Below are 21055 nucleotides of genomic sequence, written 5' to 3'. Positions count from 1 at the left end.
CGCCAATCTTACAAGATTTGCCCGCGCCATACTTCCCTACCCCAACGGATTGTGGCCGCAGCCTACATCAACTCATTTGCCCGCGCCAATATGGTCGGCAAGGATTCCGACCGCGGTTGCGAAATAAGTGGAGCGGTTCCAGTCCATGATGGTCCGGTAGTTCCCATAGACCAGAAAGGCCTTGCCCGTCGGACCATCCGGCATCACCAGGGCAGCATCCAGGGCTGATTTCGGCAGGGGTTTGCCATCGGCCGCGCGCAGGCCCCGCTTGGCCCAGACTGACAGCGGCTGGAATTTATCCAATCCGGCCCATGGCCCCGAATCAACACCCTTGGGCAGGCGCACGGCACGTCCCCAGGTCTGGGCCGGATTCCAGCCCACTGTTTTCAGATAATTGGCGGCGGAGGCAAAAACGTCGGCCTGCGTGCCCCAGATGTCGCGCCGTCCATCACCATCGTAATCCTGAGCAAAGCGAAAGAAGCTGGAGGGCATGAACTGACATTGGCCCATGGCGCCGGCCCAGGAACCCAGCATCCGGTCCGGCACGACGTGGCCTTCATCAATGATGCGCAGCGCCTTCAGCAGTTCGGCCCGGAAAAAGGCGCTGCGCCGGCCGTCATAGGCCAGCGTGGCCAGCGCGTCCACGACCTTGAAGCCCCCCATATTGCCGCCGAAATCGGTTTCCATGCCCCACAGCGCCACGATGAAACGGGGCTGTACGCCATACTGCTTGCCGACGCGTTCCAGCACCGCGCGGTTGGCCTTCAGCTTTTCCCGCGCCTTGCGGATGCGGGCCGGGGTGATAGCGCGCGACAGGTAGGTGTCAAAGCTGATCGTGCGCTCGGGCTGCCGCTGGTCCAGTTCCAGGATGCGCCCGATCGGCTGGATGCTGGTCAGGGTGGCGTCGATGGTGCGGTCGGTCACCCCTTCCCGGCGCGCATCGGCCCGCAACTCGCTCAGCCATTGCTGGAAGTCGGGCGCGGCCGTTGCCGGCAGACAGGTCGCCAGCGCGGTCAGCAGCAGCGACAGCCCGACGATTTGCCGAATCCGGGCCTGAACGGGCATTGCGATCATCATGTTGTGGCACTCCTGCGGGCCGCATCCATTTCTTGTGGCACGCCCCGGAACGGGGCGGCAAGCCACAATCACGGTGCCGGGAACAGCGCGTCGGTGCGCCCGGCCAGCCGATAGGCAATCAAGCCCCGCCACTCATAGGCGGCGGATTCCAGCCTTTGGAGATTGTCAGACAGGTTGAGCCCGAACCGCCAGGCATCGGCCCGGTCGGCGTTGTAACCCACCGGATAGGGGCTGAACTTCACCCCCGGCACGGCGATGCGGAACACACCCATGGACCGCGGCATATGGGACGCCGACGTCACCAGCAGCCAGTGCCCGCCGCCACGGACCGTAATCAGGGGGCGGCTGTTCACGGCATTTTCCCAGGTGGTGCGGGACTGGTCCTCGATGATGACTTGGCTGGTGTCCACCCCCCAATCCGTCAACAATGCCAAGGCGACCGGCGCTTCCTTTTCGTCCGGCCGTCGCGGATCGCCACTGCCGCCCGTGAAGATGACCGGCACTTCGGGAAACCGTCGCATCAGCCCGGGCAGTACCGTCAGGCGTTCGGCATCGCGGGTCAGCTGGGGCGACCCGTGTTCCGCCGACCCTCCGGGCATGATGGCACCGCCCAGCACGATGATTCCATCCAGGGGCGGCATATTTTCCTTTATTTCCGATGGAAACCGCTGCTCCAGCGGCAGCAGCACCCACACGGAGACCGGTGTCATGGCGATGGCGACGAAGCTGACCACCCCCGTGAACAGCGCGACACGCCCCCACCGGCGCCGAAACATCATGCCGCCTGCCACGATGAGCAACAGCAGAAAATGCCCCGGCGAAGTGGCGACACCCAGAAGCTTGCCTAAAATGAAATCCATCCGACGGATTCCTTAGAAAAATTCAAAATCCAGTGCCCGCTTAGTGCCCGCCGCAACCTTGTATTTTCGGCGAAAAATCCGGGCTCCGATCAATGACGCGTTCCATATCCGATACGATTGTGCGATGATATTCACGACCATGGGGTTGCCATCTGGGAAAGGTCTGCGGGCTGATGCGCGCGTGACTTTTTTTGACGGCAATTTCCTGGGCGCCGATGGACAGGGTCTGATCATGCCGCTCATGTCTGCGGAGATGAAGATCATTGTCGGATCGCATTAGAGTATCACCTGTTATTGCCGGGACCACGGAATTAAGTCGTCGTGACACTGACAAAGATTATGACGCCGGAAGGTATCCTGGCCGCCGATTACATCCCCCACGATGCCGTCACCGGCGTATGGGAAATGCGCCCCTTCGTGAACCGCGTCACCGAAATCATGCAAGCGCATGCGGGTGAGTTGATCGCGGGTTTGCTGGTGGTGGAAATCGATCGCATGCCGCAATTGTTCCGCGTCCATGGTCAACAGACACTGGATGAGGCCATGGCGACGCTGGTCAAGCGGCTGACGCCGGTCTGTGGTGACAATGATCTGATCTGTCGATTCGCCCAGACACAGTTTGCGATCTTTCTGCCGGGCCTGGACCATGCCGGCAAGGCGCTGTTCGCCGCCTCGGCCATCGCCAACAATATGAACGAGCCGATCATCATTGAAGGGCAGCAGCTTTTTGTTTCGGCCAAGATCGGCGTCGCGGTCTCTCCCAATGATGCGACCGACGGCCCTTCGCTGGTCCGCAATGCCTGCGTGGCGCTGGAACGGGCCGTGAAATCGGGTACGGCCAACTACCTTCATTTCACGCGCGCCATGCGTGATGATCTGAAAGAGCGGCTGGATCTGGAGGATGAGCTGCGGGCAGCCATCCGCGACGACCAGCTGGTCCTGCATTACCAGCCCAAGGTGGCGATACAGGGCGGTGCGCCGGTCGGTGGGGAAGCATTGCTGCGCTGGCGCCATCCCACGCGCGGCATGGTCGCCCCCGGCGTGTTCATCCCGACGGCGGAGGAAACGGGGCTGATCGTACCGATCGGCGAATGGGTGCTTCGGACGGCCATCAAGCAAATCCGCAATTGGCTGGATGCGGGCTACCCGCCCATACAAATCGCCGTGAACGTGTCGGAACGGCAGTTCCGCTGGGGTCACCTGCCGGCCCTGATCGATGTGCTGTTGGCGGAAAGCGGTATCCCGCCGCATCTTTTGCAGCTGGAAATTACCGAGACAATCCTGCCCGACGATCTGGAAGGTGCCCTGCAGCAGATGCGCTGGATCGCCGACCGTGGGGTTGCCCTGGCACTCGACGATTTCGGAACCGGCTATTCGTCCCTGTCCTATCTGCGCGAACTGCCCCTGGATTGCCTGAAGGTTGATCGCAAGTTCGTCATGGACATGGAACGGGACCAGAGCACCCGCCACATCGTAGAAGCCATCGTCGCCATGGCCCAGGCCATGGATCTGAAAGTGGTGGCGGAAGGGATCGAAACCCCGGCGCAGTGGGAAATCCTGAAGCGGCTGGGCGTGGAGGAGGGCCAGGGCTATCTGTTCGCCCGTCCGATGCCGGCGGAAGCCTTCGCCGAATTCATCCGGCATGGGGTCGGCACTTAACTGACGCCCCGGCGCGTCAGGGGGACTGCACGCAACGGGGCGGACGCACCCGCGCGCGCGGGGGGTTATTTCTCCAACTGCTCCAGCGGGTTCAGCACCTGTTCGCCCTTGCGCACGGCAAAGTGCAGTTGCGGGGCGCGGACATTGCCGGTCTGGCCGACCGTGCCGATCCCCTGCCCGCGCGTCACCCGCTGCCCCTGTTCGACGCCGATCGCATCCAGGTGCGCGTAGACGGTGACCCAGCCGCCATCATGGCGGATCAGAACCAGATTCCCGAATGATTTCAGCTGATTGCCCGCATAGGCGACGATACCGGCGTCGGCGGCGGCGACAGGCGTGCCCTTGCTGGCACCAATATTGATGCCATCATTGCGCAGGCCACCCGGCTTCTCGCCGAAACCCGACAGGATGGTGCCACGCACCGGCCAGAGGAAACGGCTGCCGGCCCGTGGGGGCGGCTGATCGGCTTTCGCCGGGGCCGGTGGCGGGGCCACGGCAGCCACTTGGGTCTGGGCAGGCTCCTGGGCAGCCGGCCGCCGCTCCGCCGGCGTGACATTCGTCGCGGCCGATCCAGCAGCGGGCGGTGTGGGAGCGGGTGATATGGGGGCGGGCGTGGCATTGGCCGCGGGCGGCGGCGGAAGGCTTTCCGCCTCCACACCCCTGCGCGCGTTGCCGCCGGCATTGCCGCCATTGGCCGGTGGCGTCGGGGCCGACGGGGGCGGGCGGGTCATGGGTGCAGGTGATGCACCCGTAGCGGCATTGGGGACCGTTCCCACCGGCTGGGTGGCCGGCGGGGGCAGCGTCGCGACTTCCACGGCGGGCCGCTGGCTGCGTTCGGTCGGGCTCAGGCTGGTGGCCGGCGGTTGATCCGGCTTTCGCGATGGGGCGGAAACCGGGGGCCTGGCCAGCGTGCCGGCTGCTGTGGCCGGCGCAGCCGCCACCACCGTGGCCGGTGTGGGGCTTCGCCCCGGCAGACGGATATTCTGACCCGTCTTCAGTGTATAAGGCGCCTGGATATTGTTCATCCGCACCAGTTCGGACATGTCGACCTGAAACTGGCGCGACAGACCATAGAGCGTGTCACCCGCCTTCACGACATAGGTGCGGGGGACCGGCAGCAACAGCCGCTGCCCCGCGGTCAAGGTATAGGGCGGGTTCAGGCCATTGGCCTCGATCAAGTCGCGCAGTGGCACATTATACTGCTGTGCGAGACGATACAGCGTATCACCCTTGGAGACGAAGATACTGTTGGGGGCGGCGGCCACCGTCGATTTGACCGCACGGGCCGGAAGGTCACCCTCCGTGGAACAGCCGGCCGCCAGCAGACCCACCAGCAGCAGGGCAACGGGCGTGCCGACGCGGCGGCTCAGGCCGAAACCGGGTCCGGCGCCACTTCCGGCAACAGGGGAACGAACCTGACGGGCCACAGTACCTCTCGCTTCAATCCAGTCTCGTCACGCCGGATGCGGACCACATTCAGCGCCCGGTGGTCCGGGCCCAACGGGATGACCATGATACCACCAACCGCCAGTTGATCTACAAGATCAGGCGGAGGATTGCCAATACAGCCGGCGGTCACCAATATCCTCTCAAAGGGTGCAGCTTCAGGCCAACCCCGGATTCCATCCCCCACCCGCACGGTAATGTTGTGCAGACGCAGGGCGACGAACCGCTGTTCGGCCTCCTGCGCTAAGGGCCGGTGGCGTTCCATCGTATAGACGCGCCGCGCGATCTTGGACAGGATCGCTGCTTGGTAACCGGACCCGGTGCCGATTTCCAGCACCTTGTGCCGGTCGCCCAGTTCCAGGGCCTGGGTCATCAGGCCCACGACCTGCGGCTGGCTGATGGTCTGGCCGTGCCCGATGGGCAGGGCCGTATCCTCATAGGCCTGGTCGCGGAAGGGGCGCGGCACGAACAGCTCCCGCGGGATCAGCTCGATCGCGCGCAGCACATTCACATCCGTCACCCCCTGGCGGCGCAGAAGCATCAGCAACCTGATCTTGCGCGCCGCCCCGCCACTCATGCGAACACCCCTTTCAGACCCTCCAGGCACGCATAATGCGTCAAGTCCAGGAAGATCGGGGTGACGGCGATGCCGCCATGGTTGACGACATGCACGTCGGTATCAACGGGCACATCCTCGTCCCCCCGCGCCGCGCCGATCCAGAAATATCGGCGGCCGCGCGGATCGACCCGCTCGTCCAACTCATCCCCGATCTTGCGGTTGCCGTGGCGGACGACATGGACGCCCGTCACATCCGCCACCGCCCGGTCGGGATAGTTCACGTTCATAAGCACCAGCCGGGGCCAGTCCGCCGCCATGGCCTTGCGCACCACCTCGGCGCCGAACGCCTGGGCCACGGCCCAGTTGGGCGGGCCGCCATGGGGCATGCGCTGGCTCATGGCGATGGCCCGCACGCCCAGCAGCGTGGCCTCCATGGCGCAGGCGATCGTGCCGGAATAGGTCACATCCTCGCCCAGATTGCTGCCATGGTTGATGCCGGACAGCACCAGCGCCGGCTTCTTGTCCGCCATCAGATGATTGATGGCCAGCAGGACGCAGTCGGTGGGCGTGCCGTCCACGGCAAAGCGCTTGGCCCCCAGTTCGCGCAGGCGCAGCGGCCGGTGCATGGTCAGGCTGTGGCTGGCGCCGGACTGTTCGGTTTCCGGCGCCACCACCCAGACATCATCGGTCAATTCACGCGCAATCGCTTCCAGCACACCGATACCGGCGGCATGGATGCCGTCATCATTGCTGATCAGGATGCGCGTACCGGTGAAGTCGAACTCAGCCATGGGCCGTGATCCGCTCCAGCCCGCCCATATAGGGGCGCAGCGCCTCGGGGATCAGGATGGAGCCGTCGGCCTGCTGGTAATTTTCCAGCACGGCAATCAGACAGCGGCCCACGGCCGTGCCGGACCCGTTCAGCGTATGCACGAACTGGGTGGCCTTCTCCCCCTTGGTGCGGAAGCGGGCCTTCATGCGCCGTGCCTGGAAATCCCCGCAGTTGGAGCAGGACGAGATTTCGCGATAGGCGCCCTGTCCCGGCAGCCAGACCTCGATATCGTAGGTCTTCTGGGACGTGAAGCCCATATCGCCGGTGCAGAGCGTGACCGTGCGGAACGGCAGGCCCAGGCGCTTCAGCACCGTTTCGGCCGCGTCGGTCATGCGCTCATGTTCGGCGGCCGATTGATCGGGTCGGGTGATGGATACCATCTCCACCTTGTAGAACTGGTGCTGGCGGATCATGCCGCGCGTGTCGCGCCCGGCCGACCCGGCCTCCGACCGGAAACAGGGGGTGCGGGCCGTCAGGCGCAGGGGCAGTTCCTCGCCATCCAGGATGGCATCATTGACCAGATTGGTCAGCGGCACCTCAGCCGTGGGGATCAGCCAGAAGCCGTTGGTGGTCTGAAACAGGTCCTCGGTGAACTTGGGCAACTGGCCCGTACCGAAGGCCGCATCGTCCTTGACCAGCAGCGGCGGCGACACTTCCTCATACCCGAATTCGCGCGTGTGGATGTCCAGCATGAAGTCGCCCAGCGCACGTTCCAGGCGGGCCAACTGCCCGCGCAGGACCGTGAAGCGCGCGCCCGACAGCTTGGCCGCCAGATCGAAGCTCATCAGGCCCAGGGCTTCGCCCAGCTCGAAATGCTGCTTGGCATCGACGATTTCCGTCGGCGTGCCCACGCGGCGGATTTCGACATTGTCATGCTCGTCCTTGCCATCGGGCACGTCGGCGGCCGGGATGTTGGGGTAGGAAGCCAGGATGCCATCCAACTCCACGCCCAGCGCCTTCTCGCGCTCTTCCAGCTGCGGCAACTTCTCCTTCAGGCCGGCAACCTCGTCCAGCAGCGGCTGGGCATCCTTGCCTTCCTTCTTGTAGGCGCCGATCAGCTTGGAGGCTTCATTGCGGCGGGCCTGCAATTCCTGGAACTGCGTCTGGCAGGCGCGGCGCTCCTGGTCCAGTTCCAGGATGCGGGAGGACAGCGGTTCCACTCCGCGCCGGGTCAGACCGGCATCAAAGGCTGCGGGATTGTCGCGGATGGAACGAAGGTCGTGCATGGAAAGCCAGCTTCGATAAGGGAGTGATGTGGAAGCTGTTTATAGGGGCGGAGGGGGGACGACGTCCAGTGAGCGAAAAGCCCCCCGATCAAAGCGGCAGACGCAGGACGGCGCGCAATCCCCCCTGCGGGCTGTCGCGCAGGACGACATCGCCGCCATGCCGCCGGGCGATGTCGCGGGCGATGGTCAGGCCCAGCCCGACGCCGCCCGTTTTCTGGTTGCGTGACGGCTCCAGCCGGTAGAAGGGGCGGAAGACGTTTTCCCGCTGAGTCTCAGGTATGCCCGGCCCGTCATCATCGATCAGGATTTCGACGAAACTGCCCTTGCGCTCCAGCCCCAGCCAGACATGCTTGCCATAGCGGGCGGCATTGCCGATCAGGTTGGACAGGCAGCGGCGCACCGACAGCAGACGCAGGGGCAGCATCACGGCATCGCCCTGCGTGACCATCGGGTCCAGGGTCAGCCGCGCCCCTTCCCGGCGCGCATTGCCCGCCATTTCAGCTAGCAGCAGCGACAGGTCGACATTGCGCTGTTCCTCCTCCCCGTCACCGCGGGCAAAGGACAGATAGCCATCAATCATCACCTGCATCTCGGCCACGTCCGCCTTCAGCTCCTCCACCTCCGCCATGTCGGGCATCATGGCCAATTGCAGCTTCATGCGGGTGAGCGGCGTGCGCAGGTCGTGGCTGACGCCGGCCAGCATTTCCGTGCGCTGGGCGATCTGGCGCCGGATTCGGTCGCGCATCAGCAGGAAGGCATGGGCGGCCTGTCGCACCTCAACGGCCCCTTCCGGTCGGAAATCGCTGATGTCGCGGCCCTTGCCGAAGGCATCGGCAGCCACGGCCAGCCGGCGGATGGGCCGGATCTGGTTGCGCATGAACAGGGTGGCGATGGAGAACAGCACCAGCGCGCTGCCCAGCATCCAGATGATGAACAGATAGGAGGTGAAGCTATAGAGCCGGCGTTCCGGCGACAGCACAGACAGGACCCCATCCGGCAGCTGCACCCGGATTTCGATCCATTTATGGGCGACATTGCTGTTGATGCGCCAGGGCCGGCGCACGCGGTCATCCAGCGCCTGCCCCAATGTCTCTTCCAACGCACCGCGCAGCCGCGGCGGCGGATCGGGCAGTTCTTCACCCGGTGTCCAGGTGAACAGGATGTCGGTATTGCGCGCCGCCATGGTCAGGGTCTGTTCGCGCGCCATGTCGTCGGGATCACGCCCCATCTGTTCGATGACGAAGGCGATTTCGCCCGCCACGCCGTTGGCCAGGCGGTTGGTCATCGTATCCCAATGGCGGTCATAGAAGACGAAGGTGGCGATGGCCTGGGCCAGGACCACGGGCGTCATCATGATCAACAGCGACCGCGCGAACAGAGTCGCCGGCACATAGCGTTTCAGGCCACGCAGAGGCCGGGGCCGTTTCTGCCAGAGAAGGCGCAGCCTGTCGCTCAATCCGGCCTCAACACATAACCTTCGCCGCGCACAGTCTGAAGATAACGCGGCTCCCGCGGGTCATCCTCCAGTTTTCGGCGCAGGCGGGTGACCTGAACATCAATGGTCCGGGCATTGGCCGCATCGACACCGGCCTTTTCCACCAGGGCTTCCCGGTTGAGGACGGTGCCGGGTTCCGCCGCCAGCACCCGCAGCAGCCCGGACTCCATGGCTGTCAGCCGGATGATCTCCCCGCCTGCCCGCAGTTCCTCCCGCTCGGCGTCGAACAGATATCGCCCCAGGCGGATCAGGTGGGGCGACGCGGGCGGGGTGATGATCGCCCCCTGTCGCGCCCGCCGCCGCAGAATGGCATTCAACCGTAGCACCAGTTCCCGTGGCTCGAACGGCTTGGCCAGATAATCATCGGCCCCGGCTTCCAGCCCCTGGATGCGGTCATCGGCCTCGCCGCGCGCCGTCAGCAGCAGGATGGGCGTATCCCCCCGCGCCGAAAGGTCGCGGCACAGGTCCAGCCCGCTTTCACCCGGCATCATCACGTCCAGAACAATCAGATCGACGGCCAGCCCCGCCAGACGGGCGCGGGCATCGGCGGCATCCGCCGCACCGGTGACCAGAAAGCCGTTCTGGCCCAGATACCGACGCAACGCCTCCCGCAGACGCGTGTCATCGTCCACGACCAGGATGTGGGGCAGATCGGCAGGGTCGGTCATCATGGCCCCTTGCATAACACGACCGGGGCCAATGGTCACCGCTTGCCAGGCGGTGGGAACTTCGCCCGGTCGTCGGCGTCGATGATGCCCAGCATGACGGTGCGGAAACCTTCCACCGCAGCGGCACCTGCCGCGCGGTAGGCCTGGGCGATGCGGGCGCGCTGTGCGTCCGATAGGCTGCGTTCCAGTTCCACGCCCTTTTCCGTCAGAGTCAGCAGCCGCTGGCGCCGGTCCTTGGTGCCCGGTCGCTGCGCGATATATTCCTGATCGACCAGATCGGTCAGCACCCGGCTCAGGCTCTGCTTGGTGATCTGCAGAATGCCCAAGAGCTCCGTTACGGTAATACCAGGGTAGCGTCCCACGAAATACACGACGCGGTGATGCGCGCGCCCCAACCCGATTTTTGCAAGCATTGCATCGGGTTCGGCGGTAAAGTCGCGGTATGCGTAGAACAGCAGCTCGATGCCCTGTCGGAGATCCTCCTCACGGAGGAACAGCGGGTTCGGTCCTGATTTTACGTCAGCCATGTTGACTTATTTCTGCAATTCTGTAACGTGGGCGAAGTCCCATGGGACATAAAGTAACGAGGAAACCAAGGCAATGTCGATCATCCCCTTCCATGACCGTGACGGTCACATCTGGTTCGACGGTGAGCTGATTCCGTGGCGTGACGCGAAGGTACACGTCCTGACCCACGGCCTGCACTACGGAAGCTGTGTATTTGAGGGGGAGCGCATTTACAACGGTTCCATCTTCAAGTCGCGCGAACACAGTGTGCGCCTGAAGCGGTCGGGTGAACTGCTGGGCTTCGACATCCCCTACAGCGTGGACGAGATCGAGGCGGCGAAGGTCGCCACCTGCAAGGCCGCCAACATGACCAACGGCTATATCCGTCCGGTCGCCTGGCGTGGCAGCGAGATGATGGGTGTGTCCGCCCAGCATAACAAGATCCATCTGGCCATCGCCTGCTGGGAATGGCCCAGCTACTTCACCCCGGAAGCCCGCATGAAGGGCATCCATTTGCAGCTGTCCAAATGGCGCCGCCCGGCCCCCGACACGGCCCCGACGGAAGCCAAGGCCGCCGGCCTGTACATGATCTGCACCATGTCCAAGCACGCGGCCGAAAAGGACGGGTTCCAGGACGCGCTGATGCTGGATTATCGCGGTCTGGTCGCGGAGGCCACGGGCGCCAACTTCTTCATGGTCAAGGATGGCGTCATCCACACGCCGACGCCGGACTGCTTCCTGAACGGCATCACGCGCCAGACCGTCATGGATCTGGCCAAGCGTCGCGGCTATCAGGTCATCGAACGCCACATCCAGTTGGAAGAGGTCCAGGGCGCCTCGGAAATCTTCCTGACGGGTACTGCGGCGGAAGTGACCCCGGTGGGCCGTATCGGTGACTGGACCTACACGCCGGGCGAAGTTTGTCGTAATCTGATGTTGGATTACGATGCGCTGGTGAATGGCCGCCTGGAAGCCGCCGCCGCCGAATAAGCGGAAGCGGCCCGACTGGGTTCAGGAAAGGGCGGCCGGAGCAGATCCAGCCGCCCTTTTTTCATGGACCAGGGAGAGCGATCATGACCGTCCGTCCTCCTCAGTACCTGACCCCGGATTTCCAGGCCCGCTCCGGTTTTTCAGCGCTGGAGGCCGAGATACTGGCCGAACAGGCCAGCAGCCTGGGCGCCATGGGGCGTGCCGTTGAACGCAGTCTGGCCGCCTGGCGCGATTGCCCCGCTGACGACACGGCCCAGCGCGAAGCATTGCTGAACGAGGCGGCCCGCGCCGTCTGGCATTACTTCATCCAGCGGGAGGTCTGTGGCGTGCGCGACCACAGCGATGCCATCGACACCTACAAGATACCGCCCGTCGTCCTGATGCGGCTGGGCACTGTCCGCTGACCCGTGACACCCTTTCCATTCGCAGGAGCCCGCCTTGATCGACCATACCGGCGTCAATGTCAGCGATTTCCAGAAAAGCAAACGCTTCTACCAGATGGCACTGGGGGCGATCGGCTATGAATTGCTGATGGAGTTTCCGGCTTCCGTGACAGGCGGCGCCAATGTTGCCGGTTTCGGCGAGGGCGGGAAGACGGATTTCTGGATCATCGAAGGCACGCCCAACAGGCCCATCATCCATGTCGCCTTCCGGGTGGAAGACCGCGCCACGGTGGACGCCTTCCATGCCGCCGGGCTGGCGGCCGGTGGCACCGACAATGGCGGCCCCGGCATCCGTGCCCATTATCATCCGAACTATTACGGGGCCTTCATCCTTGATCCCGACGGCCACAATATCGAGGCGGTGTGTCACAAGCCATCGGGTGCGTGATCCCGGCAGTCGATTACGGCACCCGGCGCAGCAGCCGGTCCATGAAGCCACCGCCGGGGCAGACCAGCCCGTCCTCGGCCGCGCAGGGCGCACGGGTGAAGGCCACCACGGAGACGCGGCCCAGCACCCGTTCCAGCGGCACATAGCCGACATCGTTCAGGAACCGGCTGTCGCCGGAATTGTCGCGATTGTCGCCCGATACGAAGATGTGGTCTTCGGGCACGACATATTCGGCGGTATTGTCGGCAAAGCCGCTGTCGGTCTGTTCCAGGATCAGGTGCTGCCGGCCGCCGGGCAATGTTTCCCGATATTCCGTGGCCTGGACCGAAACGCCATTATGGGTGCGGTAGACATAGTCCCGGACCCTCTCCCGCTCGACCATCTCGCCATTGATGTAAAGGCGGCCCTCGCGCCATTGCAGGCGGTCGCCCGGCAGGCCGATGACCCGCTTCACCAGATCGGTTTCGTCCTTCCCCTTGCGAAAGACGATGACGTCACCGCGTTCCGGGCGGATGTCGGGGATGCGGCCGCTGCCAAAGGGCAAGGGCACGAAGGGCGTGGAAAAGCGGCTGTAGCCATAGGCGTATTTGGCCGCATAGAACTGATCGCCGACGGTCAGGGTGGGCAGCATGCTTTCCGACGGCACATAGAAACCGGCGAACAGCAAAGTGGTTACCAGCACATAGAAACCACCGACGAAGCCGACCAGTCTCCCCCATTCCTTGAGTTTGGCTGAAATCGGCATCGTCCATCCTTTCCGGATCAATAGTCGGCAGCAACCCAGCGGAACAGACGGTCCCACCAGCCGCCACCGGGGCAGACCAGACCATCTTCGGGTGAGCAGGACTTGCGGGCGAAGGCCACCATGGACACGCGGCCCAGCACACGCTCCACCGGGATATAGCCGACCTGACGCAGATAGCGGCTGTCCTGCGAATTGTCGCGATTGTCGCCCATCATGAACAGGTGGCCTTCCGGCACCTTATATTCGGGCGTGTTGTCGGCATAGCCGTCGTCGCGCTGTTCGATGATCAGGTGCTTGCGGCCGTTGGGCAGGGTTTCCGTATATTCGGTCACCTGCACGACGCTGCCGCCATTGTCGCGGTAGGAATAGTCGCGGTTCTTTTCCCGCGGCACTTCGGCGTCATTGATGTAAAGCCGCCCTTCACGCACCTGGATCGTGTCGCCGGGCAGGCCGATGACGCGCTTCACATAATCTTCTTCCGTCGTGGGCAGGCGGAAAACCACGATATCGCCGCGTTCCGGCATGATGTCCGGGAAGCGCCCGCTGCCGAACGGCAGCGGCACGAAGCTGGTGGAGAAGCGGCTGTAGCCATAGGCATATTTGGCGGCATAGAACTGGTCGCCGACCTTCAGCGTGGGCAGCATGCTTTCCGATGGAACGTGGAAACCTGCGAACAGCAGCGTGTTGATGGTGAGATAGAAGGCGGCGACAAAGCCGATCAGACCCGCCCATTCCCGTAACACTGCGCGCAACGTCCATACTCCCGGTCATCAAGGTTGCCGCCACCATGCCCGGCGGCGTTCCCTGGGTCAATCTCCACCCGTCTGGGCCCACATGGGACCAATTCACGCGGTGGCGGTGTCTGCTTCTACTGCGGCGTCGTCTTCGGCCGGTGCGGCTTCAACGGCATCGGCGCGGCGTTCCAGCACGGCGGCAAAGAAGCCGTCCGTGTCGTGCCGCAGCGGGGTCAGGCGCAGCATGTCCGTGTCCACCGGGGGCTTTCCCCAGGCGGCGGGCCAGGCGGACGCCACCGGCAACAGGGTGAAGTCCGGATGGCTGGCCAGAAATGCCTCCACCTGGCCTTCATTCTCCTCCCGCAGGACCGAGCAGGTGGCATAGACCACGCGCCCGCCGGGCCGGACCAGCCGGGCCGCACTGTCCAGGATGCTGGCCTGCAGCGGCACCAGTTCGGACAGGCCGGGCCCCAGCGGGCGCCAGCGGCTGTCCGGGTTGCGGCGCCAGGTACCCGTGCCCGAACAGGGCGCATCCACGACGACACGGTCAAACTTGCCCTTGTGCCGCTTCACCCAGGGGTCGCGTTCGGTCTTGATGGCGCGGGTTTCGATATTGTGCAGGCCGGCGCGGCGGAACCGCTCCTTGGCGCGCGTCAGACGGCCTTCCAGCACGTCGGTGGCGACCACGCGGCCCTTATTGTCCATCATGGCGGCGATGGCCAGGGTCTTGCCCCCGGCCCCGGCGCAGAAATCCACGACCTGCATGCCCGGCCGTGCGTCAGTCATGAAGGCGACCAGCTGCGAGCCTTCGTCCTGGATTTCGATCATGCCGTCCTTATAGGCGTCCAGCGCCATGATGGGCGCGCGGCCGGCCAGGCGCAGGCCCACCGGCGACAGGTCCGTCGGCTGCGCCTTGATGCCCGCATCGGCCAGGGCCTTCATGGCTTCCTCGCGCGTGGCCTTCACCGGATTGACGCGCAGGTCCAGCGGCGCCTCGCCCAGCATGCCCGACGCTTCGGCCAGGAAGCGGTCGCCGAAGGTGGCGCGCATGGACGCCTCGGCCCATTCCGGCACCTCGGCCTGCACGGCCTCCGGCTGCGACGGATGGTCCAGTGTGTGCGTGTCCAGCGCCCGGATCAGCTTGCGTTCCCGGTCCGACAGCGGGGCCGGCGCGAACTTGGCCCCGTTGAACAGGCCGGCCACGGCGTCGGCCGTCCGGCCTCCCGACAGGATGCAGTCGGCGATGACCAGGGCGCGCGGATCGGGCATATGGTTCACCCGCTCCAGCCACCAATGCAGCCGGGCCCAGCGGCGCATGACGCCATAGACCGCCTGGGCGATCTCCGCCCGGTCCTTGGCCCCGATATAGCGGCGGGCACGGAAGAAGGCGCTGGTCACGGCATCGGCCGGGCGCGGGGTGTCCATCACCTCGGCAAGCAGGTCGGTGGCGGTGGCCAAACGGGCGGCGGGGGTCATGGTTCTTCTTCCGGTACAGTGCGGCTGGCAAAGCCGGGGACTATAGGGCCGGGCGCGGGTCACGGGAAGTGCCCAGCTGCCATGGCTGCCCATCGCCGGCTTGCCGGACAGAGGGTTCTTCCATCATACTGACACCGGTTACCAATGGAAGATCCCCATGCGCCGCCTGTCCGCCCTGTTCCTTGCCCTAACCAGCCTTGTCACCGGCCCTGCCCTTGCCGACGGGCGCATCTTCATCGCGGGCGACAGCACGGCCGCCCAGTATGGACCGGAAAGATACCCGCAGTTGGGCTGGGGCATGGTGCTGGCCTGCAATCTGGACGGCAATGTGATGGTGGAGAACCGGGCCGCCGGCGGGCGCAGCACCAAAAGCTATATCGCTGAAGGAAGGTTCGACGCCCTGTTCCGGGACATCGCGGCTGGCGACACGCTGCTGGTCCAGTTCGGGCATAATGACACGACGGTCGCCAAGCCGGAGCGGTACACAACCCTGCCCGACTTCCGCGTCAACCTGCTGCGCTTCATCGCCACCGCGCGGGAGAAGGGCGCACGGGCCGTGCTGCTGACCCCCGTCGCCATCCGCAGCTTTGATCAGGGTGTGTTGCAGGAGACCTTGGGTGAATACGCGGCCGTGACACGCGCGGTGGCGAAGGAGACGGCAACACCGCTGATCGACCTTGCCGCCGACAGCCGCGCCTATTTCCAGACCATCGGCGAGGAGCCGTCCAAGGCCTTCTATCTTCACTACGCGAAGGAAGCCGGCTACCCGCGCTGGCCCGATGGCATCAGGGACGACGTCCATTTCAGCGAAATCGGCGCCCGCGCCGTCGCCTCGCTGGTGGCGGCGCGGCTACAGGCGCTGAACCTGCCGGTCTCCGCGCACATCCTGCCCCTGTCCGCCATTAACCCGCCGACCCTGGGTGGTCCCACCTGCCCTTAACGGACGGGCGTGAAGGGCGGCAGGGCAGACGGGTCCGTGGCCTTGTAGGTGAAGCCATGGCCGGGCGACCATTTGCCGTCGCTGAAGAATTCCGCCTGCGTTGTCATGCCGTCGCCGGTGACGATCATGGTCGACCGCACCTTGCTGATCTTGGGATGGCCCGCCACGTCCTCCTCCGCGATCAGGCGGCCGGGACCCTCGGCATGCATCCGACCCTGGGTATTGAAGCCGCCGGTCGTGAAATAGTGATAGACCAGCGACTTGGAGGGGCCGTCCCAGACGATCATGGTTTCACCGCCATAGGACTGGTCGGCCAGGGAATGGGTGATGCGAACCGCCCTGCCCCCCAGCGCCCATTCCCAGCGTGCGATGTCGGTCATGGGCTTGCCGTCCGGCCCCTTGCCCTCGCCCTTCCAGGTCTTGCCCACGAAACCGGCGATATCAGCGAACGGGTCCGGATCGCCGGCCATGGCCGGTGACAGGAACAGCGACACCATCGCCAGCAGCAGCGTGACTACCCGGAACATCTGCTTCATCATGCCCTCCCGCGCATTCAATAATCTGGCAGAAAGGCTGTGCCCCGATCGGCGCCCTGTCAACGGGCCTCGACGCGACAAGCCACGCGGCCAAACGGGGATTTGGACAACCGCCCTCACCTTCCCCATTGCGTCATGCCGACACTGCACCTACACTCAAACAAGCGTTTGAGAATGTCCGGTCGTCTGGCCGGCTAAGAATTCTTGGGAGGGATCATTATGGCGGGACGCATGCAGGACAAGATTGTCCTGGTGACGGGTGGTGCATCGGGAATCGGTCTGGCTACGGCGCGGGCGCTGGTGCGCGAAGGGGCCAAAGTCGTCATCACCGACCGCAATGTGAAGGGTGGTGAGGCCGCCGCCGCCGAATTGGGCGCGCAGGTGGAGTTCCTGGCCCAAGACGTGACGCGCGAAGAACGCTGGGTCGACATCATCGCTCATATTGTCGAGAAATATGGCCGTCTGGACGGGCTGGTGAACAATGCCGGCTGCGGTTCCATGCACAATATCGAGGAAGAGACGCTGGAGGGCTGGCGTTTCGTCCATGCCGTCAATGTCGAATCGGTTTTCCTGGGCTGCAAGCACGGGATCAAGGCCATGAAGCAGACGGGCGGCGGGTCCATCGTCAATATTTCTTCGGTCGCCGGCCTGCTGGGCGCGCCGGATCTGCCGGCCTATTGCTCCTCCAAGGGCGCCGTGCGGCTGCTGACCAAGTCGGTCGCCATGTGGTGTGCGCAGCAGAAGTACGAGATCCGCTGCAATTCCGTGCATCCGTCCTTCCTGGAAACACCCATGGTGCAGTCGATGATCGATATCGCCCCGGATGGGGAGAAGATGCGCCGTCGCCTGGAACGCACCTCGCCGCTGGGCCGCATGGGCAAGCCGGAAGATGCGGCCAATATGGTGCTGTTCCTGCTGTCCGACGAAAGTCCGTTCGTCACGGGTGCGGAATTCGTCGTCGATGGCGGCACCACAGCCCAGTAATACCGTGTCTTTTCAAGGAAGAATGCACATGACCACGCATCCGCTGTTCGACCTGACGGGCAAGGTGGCGCTGATCACCGGTTCCTCGCGCGGGATCGGCAAGTCCATCGCCCAGGAATTCGCCCGCGCCGGGGCCAAGGTCGTCATCTCCTCGCGCAAGATTGACGCCTGCCTGACCGTGCGGGACGAGATCATCGCCGCCGGGGGCCAAGCCATCGCGGTCCCCTGCAATATCGGCCGCAAGGAGGATCTGCAGGCCCTGGTCGATGCCACGCTGGCCGAATGGGGCCGCATCGACATCCTGGTCGCCAATGCCGCCATCAACCCGGTCTATGGTCCGCTGGCCAGCGTCAGCGACGATGCCTGGGACAAGATCATGGGCAGCAACCTGCGCAGCACCTGGCAATTGTGCAACATGGTGCTGCCGGCCATGGCGGAGCGCCAGGACGGCACGGTCATCATCCTGTCTTCCATCGCCGGTCTGCGCGGCAATCCCGTCATCGGCGCCTATGGCGTGTCGAAGGCGGCTGAGGCGGCGCTGGTCCGCAACCTGGCCGTGGAATATGGCCGTGCCAATATCCGCGTGAACGCCATTGCGCCCGGCATCATCGAAACCGACTTTGCCAAGGCGCTGACCGACAATCCCGACATTGCCAAGGCTGTGATGCGCCGCGCGCCGCTGGGCCGGTTCGGCAAACCGGAGGAGATTGCGGGCGTCGCCCTGATGCTGGCAGCACCTGCCGGCAACTTCATGACGGGTCAGGTCCTGGTGGCCGACGGTGGTGCCACCATCGCCGACCCGACCATTCTCTGATCAGGGGACCGGTGATGAGTGAAGGAAAGGGTGCGGCCGTCCTGATCGACGTGCTGCCACAGCACCGTTTCGATGAAGCGGCGCTGTCCGTCTGGCTGTCGGCCCATCTGGACGGGTTCCAGGGGCCGGCGACGGTACAGCAGTTCCAGGGTGGGCAGTCGAACCCGACCTTTCTGGTCGCCGATGCGGCGGGCCGCCGCTATGTCCTGCGCAAGAAGCCGCCCGGAAAGCTGCTGCCCAGCGCCCATATGATCGAGCGGGAATTCCGCGTCATGCGGGCGTTGGCGGCGACGGCGGCCCCGGTGCCGAATGTGCGCCTGCTGTGCGAGGATGCCGCCATTATCGGCACGCCCTTCTATGTCATGGACCATATCGACGGGCGCGTCCTGTCCGACGTGGCGCTGGACGGTTTCAGCGGGGAAGAGCGTACCGCCATCTATGACAGCATGAATGAAACGCTGGCGGCCTTGCATGGCGTGGATTGGCGGGCTGCCGGCCTGTCGGATTTCGGCAAGCCGGAACAGTACATCCTGCGCCAGACGGAACGCTGGTCGAAGCAGTTCCTGGCCGCCAAGGGCGACAGCGACATTCCCGCCATGGACCGGCTGATGGAGTATCTGCCGCGCGCCGTGCCGGCCGCGGAGGAGACCACCATCGCCCATGGCGACTTCCGCCTGGGCAATCTGATGCTGGACAAGACGGAACCGCGCGTCGTCGCCATCCTGGATTGGGAACTGGCGACCTTGGGTCATCCGCTGTCGGATCTGGCCTATAATTGCATAGCCTATCACCTGCCGGCCGGGATCAAGCAGTTCCCGGGCCTGGTCGGCATCGATCTGGCCGCCACTGGCATCCCGTCAGAGGCCGACTATGTAGCCGCCTATTGCCGGCGCACGGGCCGCAGCGGCATTCCCGACTGGCCCTACTTCCTGGCCTTTGCCTTCTTCCGCATCGCATCGATCTGCCAAGGCGTCTATGCCCGCGCCCTGGCCGGCAACGCCGCCGATCGCAAGGCCCTGGCTTATGGCGAGGTGGCGCGCGCGGCCGCCGAAACCGGCTGGCGTTTCGTGTCCGACCGCACCTGACGGGACGGTCTCCTCACTATTTGTTCTTGAAATGTTCTGAATTCATCATCAGGATGCCGTCATGGACAGGCATCCTGATGATATCCTGCCCGACCGTCCGGTGAAGGGGCGCGGCGCCGTCTCCAACCATGCTGGCCGGTTCGAGCGTGAAAGCCGCCATCGCATCGACGATGGCTGGCAAGCCCCGGTCCTGCCTGATGACGACGGTCCGGAACCGGACGACGCCCCAAGGCTGCGCACCCGCCTGCTGCCCGACACGGCGCGCAGCATCATCGCCCGCAATGACAGCCCCGACATTAATTTCGACCAGTCGGTGAACCCTTATCGCGGCTGTGAACATGGCTGCGTCTATTGTTTCGCCCGCCCCAGCCATGCCTATCTGGGCCTGTCGCCAGGGCTGGATTTCGAAACCATGCTGTTCGCCAAGAAGGAGGCGGCCGCCCTCCTGGACAGGGAACTTCGGGCAAAGAGCTATGTCTGCAAGCCGCTGGCCCTGGGCGCCAACACCGACCCCTATCAGCCCGTGGAGCGGACGGAACGCGTCACGCGGTCGGTGCTGGAGGTCTGCCGCGATTTCAACCAGCCCGTGGCCATCATCACCAAATCGGCCCTGGTCATGCGGGATATCGACATTCTGGCCCCCATGGCGGCACGCGGTCTGGCCTCGGTCGCGATCTCCATCACAACCTTGGACCCCGCGCTGGCCCGGTCCATGGAACCGCGCGCCAGCAGCCCGTCCAGGCGGCTGGCCGCCATCGGCGCCCTGACCAAGGCGGGCATCCCCGTCGCCGTCCTGTCCAGCCCTATGATTCCCGGTCTGAACGACCATGAGATGGAGGCGATCCTGGCTGCCGCTGCCGACCAGGGGGCGTGTGCTGCCAGCTATATCCTGCTGCGTCTGCCGCTGGAAATCGCGGACCTGTTCAGCGAATGGCTGCAGGCCCATACCCCCAACCGCGCCGAAAAAGTCTTGAGCCTGATACGGCAGGCCCGCGACGGCGCGCTTTATCGATCGGAATTCAAGACACGGATGAAGGGCACCGGGCCGGTAGCAGAAATGCTGTCACAACGGTTCAAACTGGCCTGCCGTCGCCTGGGACTGGAAAAGCGGAACTGGCAGATGGACTGCACCCAGTTCCGCCCACCGCCCCGGCCGGGCGACCAGATGCAGCTTATTTGAAATATATGGGGGGCATGGCCCCCACTGCAAAGGTTGATCTTTATTATATTTTCATCTTATATATATTCTAATTTATTATGAGCAGGATCATGGATTATATCAAGAAAATACGGACAATGTACAATCTTGGCGTCAATCTTCATCAGGAAGGAGAGATCTATTCTGCAATAAAAATATACGAGGACATTTTAAATTCATCATTTAAAGACCCATTGATTTCTCAAAATTCCCTGAACAATCTAGCTGCTGCCAACCTGGAATTAGGCGATGCAGTAAAGGCGGAAATTCTATACAGAGATTTTTCACAAAAATATAAAAACAGCCTTGATGCTTTAAAAGGGCTGTCTTTAAGCGATGATCACGTCCCCGTGCGTGGTGTAGGAGCGGCGGGATCATCGCGCTCTCCGGCTT

At 64.1% G+C, this 21055-nt stretch carries 23 protein-coding genes; 10 read left to right on the top strand and 13 right to left on the bottom strand.

Annotation, left to right across the window (positions count from 1 at the left end; translation table 11 throughout):
- Positions 1-72: 72 nt before the first annotated feature.
- Positions 73-1077: a lytic murein transglycosylase gene (locus ACODTW_RS19055; RefSeq protein ID WP_488947639.1), complete on the bottom strand. Its 1005-nt coding sequence runs from the start codon at positions 1075-1077 to the stop codon at positions 73-75.
- 68 nt (positions 1078-1145) lie between these two features.
- The gene (locus ACODTW_RS19050; protein WP_488947638.1) at positions 1146-1937 is read right to left on the bottom strand and encodes a YdcF family protein; all 792 of its coding nucleotides are present in this window, start codon (positions 1935-1937) and stop codon (positions 1146-1148) included.
- 321 nt (positions 1938-2258) lie between these two features.
- Here ACODTW_RS19050 and ACODTW_RS19045 point away from each other — a divergent pair, with 321 nt between their 5' ends.
- Complete coding sequence (locus ACODTW_RS19045; RefSeq protein WP_488947637.1) at positions 2259-3596, top strand: putative bifunctional diguanylate cyclase/phosphodiesterase; 1338 nt, start codon at positions 2259-2261, stop codon at positions 3594-3596.
- A 65-nt stretch (positions 3597-3661) separates the two neighbouring features.
- On the opposite strand, the gene ACODTW_RS19040 is transcribed toward ACODTW_RS19045, so the two are convergent.
- The 7 genes from ACODTW_RS19040 to ACODTW_RS19010 all read right to left on the bottom strand — a co-directional run bounded on the left by ACODTW_RS19040 (position 3662) and on the right by ACODTW_RS19010 (position 10349).
- The gene (locus tag ACODTW_RS19040; RefSeq protein ID WP_488947636.1) at positions 3662-5023 is read right to left on the bottom strand and encodes a peptidoglycan DD-metalloendopeptidase family protein; all 1362 of its coding nucleotides are present in this window, start codon (positions 5021-5023) and stop codon (positions 3662-3664) included.
- Positions 4963-5619, bottom strand: coding sequence for a protein-L-isoaspartate(D-aspartate) O-methyltransferase (locus ACODTW_RS19035; protein WP_488947635.1), 657 nt, complete (start codon positions 5617-5619; stop codon positions 4963-4965). Before ACODTW_RS19035 ends, ACODTW_RS19040 begins: the two co-directional genes overlap by 61 nt.
- Positions 5616-6392: a 5'/3'-nucleotidase SurE gene (surE, locus tag ACODTW_RS19030; RefSeq protein WP_488947634.1), complete on the bottom strand. Its 777-nt coding sequence runs from the start codon at positions 6390-6392 to the stop codon at positions 5616-5618. The genes ACODTW_RS19035 and surE overlap by 4 nt, the downstream gene beginning before the upstream one ends.
- Positions 6385-7659 (bottom strand): serine--tRNA ligase, encoded by a 1275-nt coding sequence (gene serS, locus ACODTW_RS19025; protein ID WP_488947633.1) that lies wholly within the window; start codon positions 7657-7659, stop codon positions 6385-6387. The genes surE and serS overlap by 8 nt, the downstream gene beginning before the upstream one ends.
- An 88-nt stretch (positions 7660-7747) precedes the next feature.
- The gene (locus tag ACODTW_RS19020; RefSeq protein WP_488947632.1) at positions 7748-9115 is read right to left on the bottom strand and encodes an ATP-binding protein; all 1368 of its coding nucleotides are present in this window, start codon (positions 9113-9115) and stop codon (positions 7748-7750) included.
- Complete coding sequence (locus tag ACODTW_RS19015) at positions 9112-9825, bottom strand: response regulator (protein WP_488947631.1); 714 nt, start codon at positions 9823-9825, stop codon at positions 9112-9114. The genes ACODTW_RS19020 and ACODTW_RS19015 overlap by 4 nt, the downstream gene beginning before the upstream one ends.
- 32 nt (positions 9826-9857) lie before the next feature.
- The gene (locus ACODTW_RS19010) at positions 9858-10349 is read right to left on the bottom strand and encodes a MarR family winged helix-turn-helix transcriptional regulator (protein WP_488947630.1); all 492 of its coding nucleotides are present in this window, start codon (positions 10347-10349) and stop codon (positions 9858-9860) included.
- Positions 10350-10422: 73 nt separating this feature from the next.
- Here ACODTW_RS19010 and ACODTW_RS19005 point away from each other — a divergent pair, with 73 nt between their 5' ends.
- The 3 genes from ACODTW_RS19005 (at position 10423) to ACODTW_RS18995 (ending at position 12150) form a co-directional block, all read left to right on the top strand.
- Entirely contained in the window at positions 10423-11319 is an 897-nt protein-coding gene (locus tag ACODTW_RS19005; protein ID WP_488947629.1) for a branched-chain amino acid aminotransferase, read from the top strand.
- Between the two features lie 83 nt (positions 11320-11402).
- On the top strand, positions 11403-11723 hold the full coding sequence (locus tag ACODTW_RS19000; RefSeq protein WP_488947628.1) for a DUF6665 family protein: 321 nt from the start codon (positions 11403-11405) through the stop codon (positions 11721-11723).
- A gap of 34 nt (positions 11724-11757) precedes the next feature.
- Positions 11758-12150, top strand: coding sequence for a VOC family protein (locus ACODTW_RS18995; protein WP_488947627.1), 393 nt, complete (start codon positions 11758-11760; stop codon positions 12148-12150).
- A 13-nt stretch (positions 12151-12163) separates the two neighbouring features.
- Here the strand turns inward: ACODTW_RS18995 and lepB (ACODTW_RS18990) are convergent, their stop codons facing one another.
- The 3 genes from lepB (ACODTW_RS18990) to ACODTW_RS18980 form a co-directional block, all read right to left on the bottom strand.
- Entirely contained in the window at positions 12164-12895 is a 732-nt protein-coding gene (lepB, locus tag ACODTW_RS18990) for a signal peptidase I (RefSeq protein WP_488947626.1), read from the bottom strand.
- Positions 12896-12912: 17 nt separating this feature from the next.
- Positions 12913-13638 (bottom strand): signal peptidase I, encoded by a 726-nt coding sequence (lepB, locus tag ACODTW_RS18985; protein ID WP_488947726.1) that lies wholly within the window; start codon positions 13636-13638, stop codon positions 12913-12915.
- A gap of 102 nt (positions 13639-13740) precedes the next feature.
- Positions 13741-15105 (bottom strand): RsmB/NOP family class I SAM-dependent RNA methyltransferase, encoded by a 1365-nt coding sequence (locus ACODTW_RS18980; protein ID WP_488947625.1) that lies wholly within the window; start codon positions 15103-15105, stop codon positions 13741-13743.
- A 157-nt stretch (positions 15106-15262) separates the two neighbouring features.
- Between ACODTW_RS18980 and ACODTW_RS18975 the strand changes: the two genes are divergently transcribed.
- The gene (locus ACODTW_RS18975; protein WP_488947624.1) at positions 15263-16045 is read left to right on the top strand and encodes a rhamnogalacturonan acetylesterase; all 783 of its coding nucleotides are present in this window, start codon (positions 15263-15265) and stop codon (positions 16043-16045) included.
- Here the strand turns inward: ACODTW_RS18975 and ACODTW_RS18970 are convergent.
- Positions 16042-16584, bottom strand: coding sequence for a hypothetical protein (locus ACODTW_RS18970; RefSeq protein WP_488947623.1), 543 nt, complete (start codon positions 16582-16584; stop codon positions 16042-16044). The two genes, ACODTW_RS18975 and ACODTW_RS18970, sit on opposite strands and share 4 nt — an antisense overlap.
- A gap of 228 nt (positions 16585-16812) precedes the next feature.
- Between ACODTW_RS18970 and ACODTW_RS18965 the strand changes: the two genes are divergently transcribed.
- The 5 genes from ACODTW_RS18965 to ACODTW_RS18945 all read left to right on the top strand — a co-directional run.
- The gene (locus ACODTW_RS18965) at positions 16813-17565 is read left to right on the top strand and encodes a glucose 1-dehydrogenase (protein ID WP_488947622.1); all 753 of its coding nucleotides are present in this window, start codon (positions 16813-16815) and stop codon (positions 17563-17565) included.
- A gap of 28 nt (positions 17566-17593) precedes the next feature.
- Positions 17594-18379 (top strand): SDR family NAD(P)-dependent oxidoreductase, encoded by a 786-nt coding sequence (locus ACODTW_RS18960; RefSeq protein ID WP_488947621.1) that lies wholly within the window; start codon positions 17594-17596, stop codon positions 18377-18379.
- 14 nt (positions 18380-18393) lie between these two features.
- The gene (locus tag ACODTW_RS18955; RefSeq protein WP_488947620.1) at positions 18394-19464 is read left to right on the top strand and encodes a phosphotransferase; all 1071 of its coding nucleotides are present in this window, start codon (positions 18394-18396) and stop codon (positions 19462-19464) included.
- 61 nt (positions 19465-19525) lie between these two features.
- Positions 19526-20644: a PA0069 family radical SAM protein gene (locus ACODTW_RS18950; RefSeq protein ID WP_488947619.1), complete on the top strand. Its 1119-nt coding sequence runs from the start codon at positions 19526-19528 to the stop codon at positions 20642-20644.
- A gap of 89 nt (positions 20645-20733) precedes the next feature.
- The coding region (locus ACODTW_RS18945) for a tetratricopeptide repeat protein (RefSeq protein ID WP_488947618.1) at positions 20734-21055 on the top strand (322 nt) is incomplete at its 3' end.

The organism is Niveispirillum sp. FG148, from assembly GCF_057809655.1.
Note: the sequence above shows the minus strand (reverse complement) of the source record. Positions and strands in the feature narration are given on the sequence as shown.

Bases quoted from the DNA above. Each gene is read 5' to 3' on its own strand.
- ACODTW_RS19055 (WP_488947639.1), bottom strand. From the start codon at position 1,077: ATGATGATCGCAATGCCCGTTCAGGCCCGGATTCGGCAAATCGTCGGG.
- ACODTW_RS19050 (WP_488947638.1), bottom strand. From the start codon at position 1,937: ATGGATTTCATTTTAGGCAAGCTTCTGGGTGTCGCCACTTCGCCGGGG.
- ACODTW_RS19035 (WP_488947635.1), bottom strand. From the start codon at position 5,619: ATGAGTGGCGGGGCGGCGCGCAAGATCAGGTTGCTGATGCTTCTGCGC.
- surE (WP_488947634.1), bottom strand. From the start codon at position 6,392: ATGGCTGAGTTCGACTTCACCGGTACGCGCATCCTGATCAGCAATGAT.
- serS (WP_488947633.1), bottom strand. From the start codon at position 7,659: ATGCACGACCTTCGTTCCATCCGCGACAATCCCGCAGCCTTTGATGCC.
- ACODTW_RS19015 (WP_488947631.1), bottom strand. From the start codon at position 9,825: ATGATGACCGACCCTGCCGATCTGCCCCACATCCTGGTCGTGGACGAT.
- ACODTW_RS19010 (WP_488947630.1), bottom strand. From the start codon at position 10,349: ATGGCTGACGTAAAATCAGGACCGAACCCGCTGTTCCTCCGTGAGGAG.
- ACODTW_RS19005 (WP_488947629.1), top strand. From the start codon at position 10,423: ATGTCGATCATCCCCTTCCATGACCGTGACGGTCACATCTGGTTCGAC.
- ACODTW_RS19000 (WP_488947628.1), top strand. From the start codon at position 11,403: ATGACCGTCCGTCCTCCTCAGTACCTGACCCCGGATTTCCAGGCCCGC.
- lepB (WP_488947626.1), bottom strand. From the start codon at position 12,895: ATGCCGATTTCAGCCAAACTCAAGGAATGGGGGAGACTGGTCGGCTTC.
- ACODTW_RS18980 (WP_488947625.1), bottom strand. From the start codon at position 15,105: ATGACCCCCGCCGCCCGTTTGGCCACCGCCACCGACCTGCTTGCCGAG.
- ACODTW_RS18975 (WP_488947624.1), top strand. From the start codon at position 15,263: ATGCGCCGCCTGTCCGCCCTGTTCCTTGCCCTAACCAGCCTTGTCACC.
- ACODTW_RS18970 (WP_488947623.1), bottom strand. From the start codon at position 16,584: ATGATGAAGCAGATGTTCCGGGTAGTCACGCTGCTGCTGGCGATGGTG.
- ACODTW_RS18965 (WP_488947622.1), top strand. From the start codon at position 16,813: ATGCAGGACAAGATTGTCCTGGTGACGGGTGGTGCATCGGGAATCGGT.
- ACODTW_RS18960 (WP_488947621.1), top strand. From the start codon at position 17,594: ATGACCACGCATCCGCTGTTCGACCTGACGGGCAAGGTGGCGCTGATC.
- ACODTW_RS18955 (WP_488947620.1), top strand. From the start codon at position 18,394: ATGAGTGAAGGAAAGGGTGCGGCCGTCCTGATCGACGTGCTGCCACAG.
- ACODTW_RS18950 (WP_488947619.1), top strand. From the start codon at position 19,526: ATGGACAGGCATCCTGATGATATCCTGCCCGACCGTCCGGTGAAGGGG.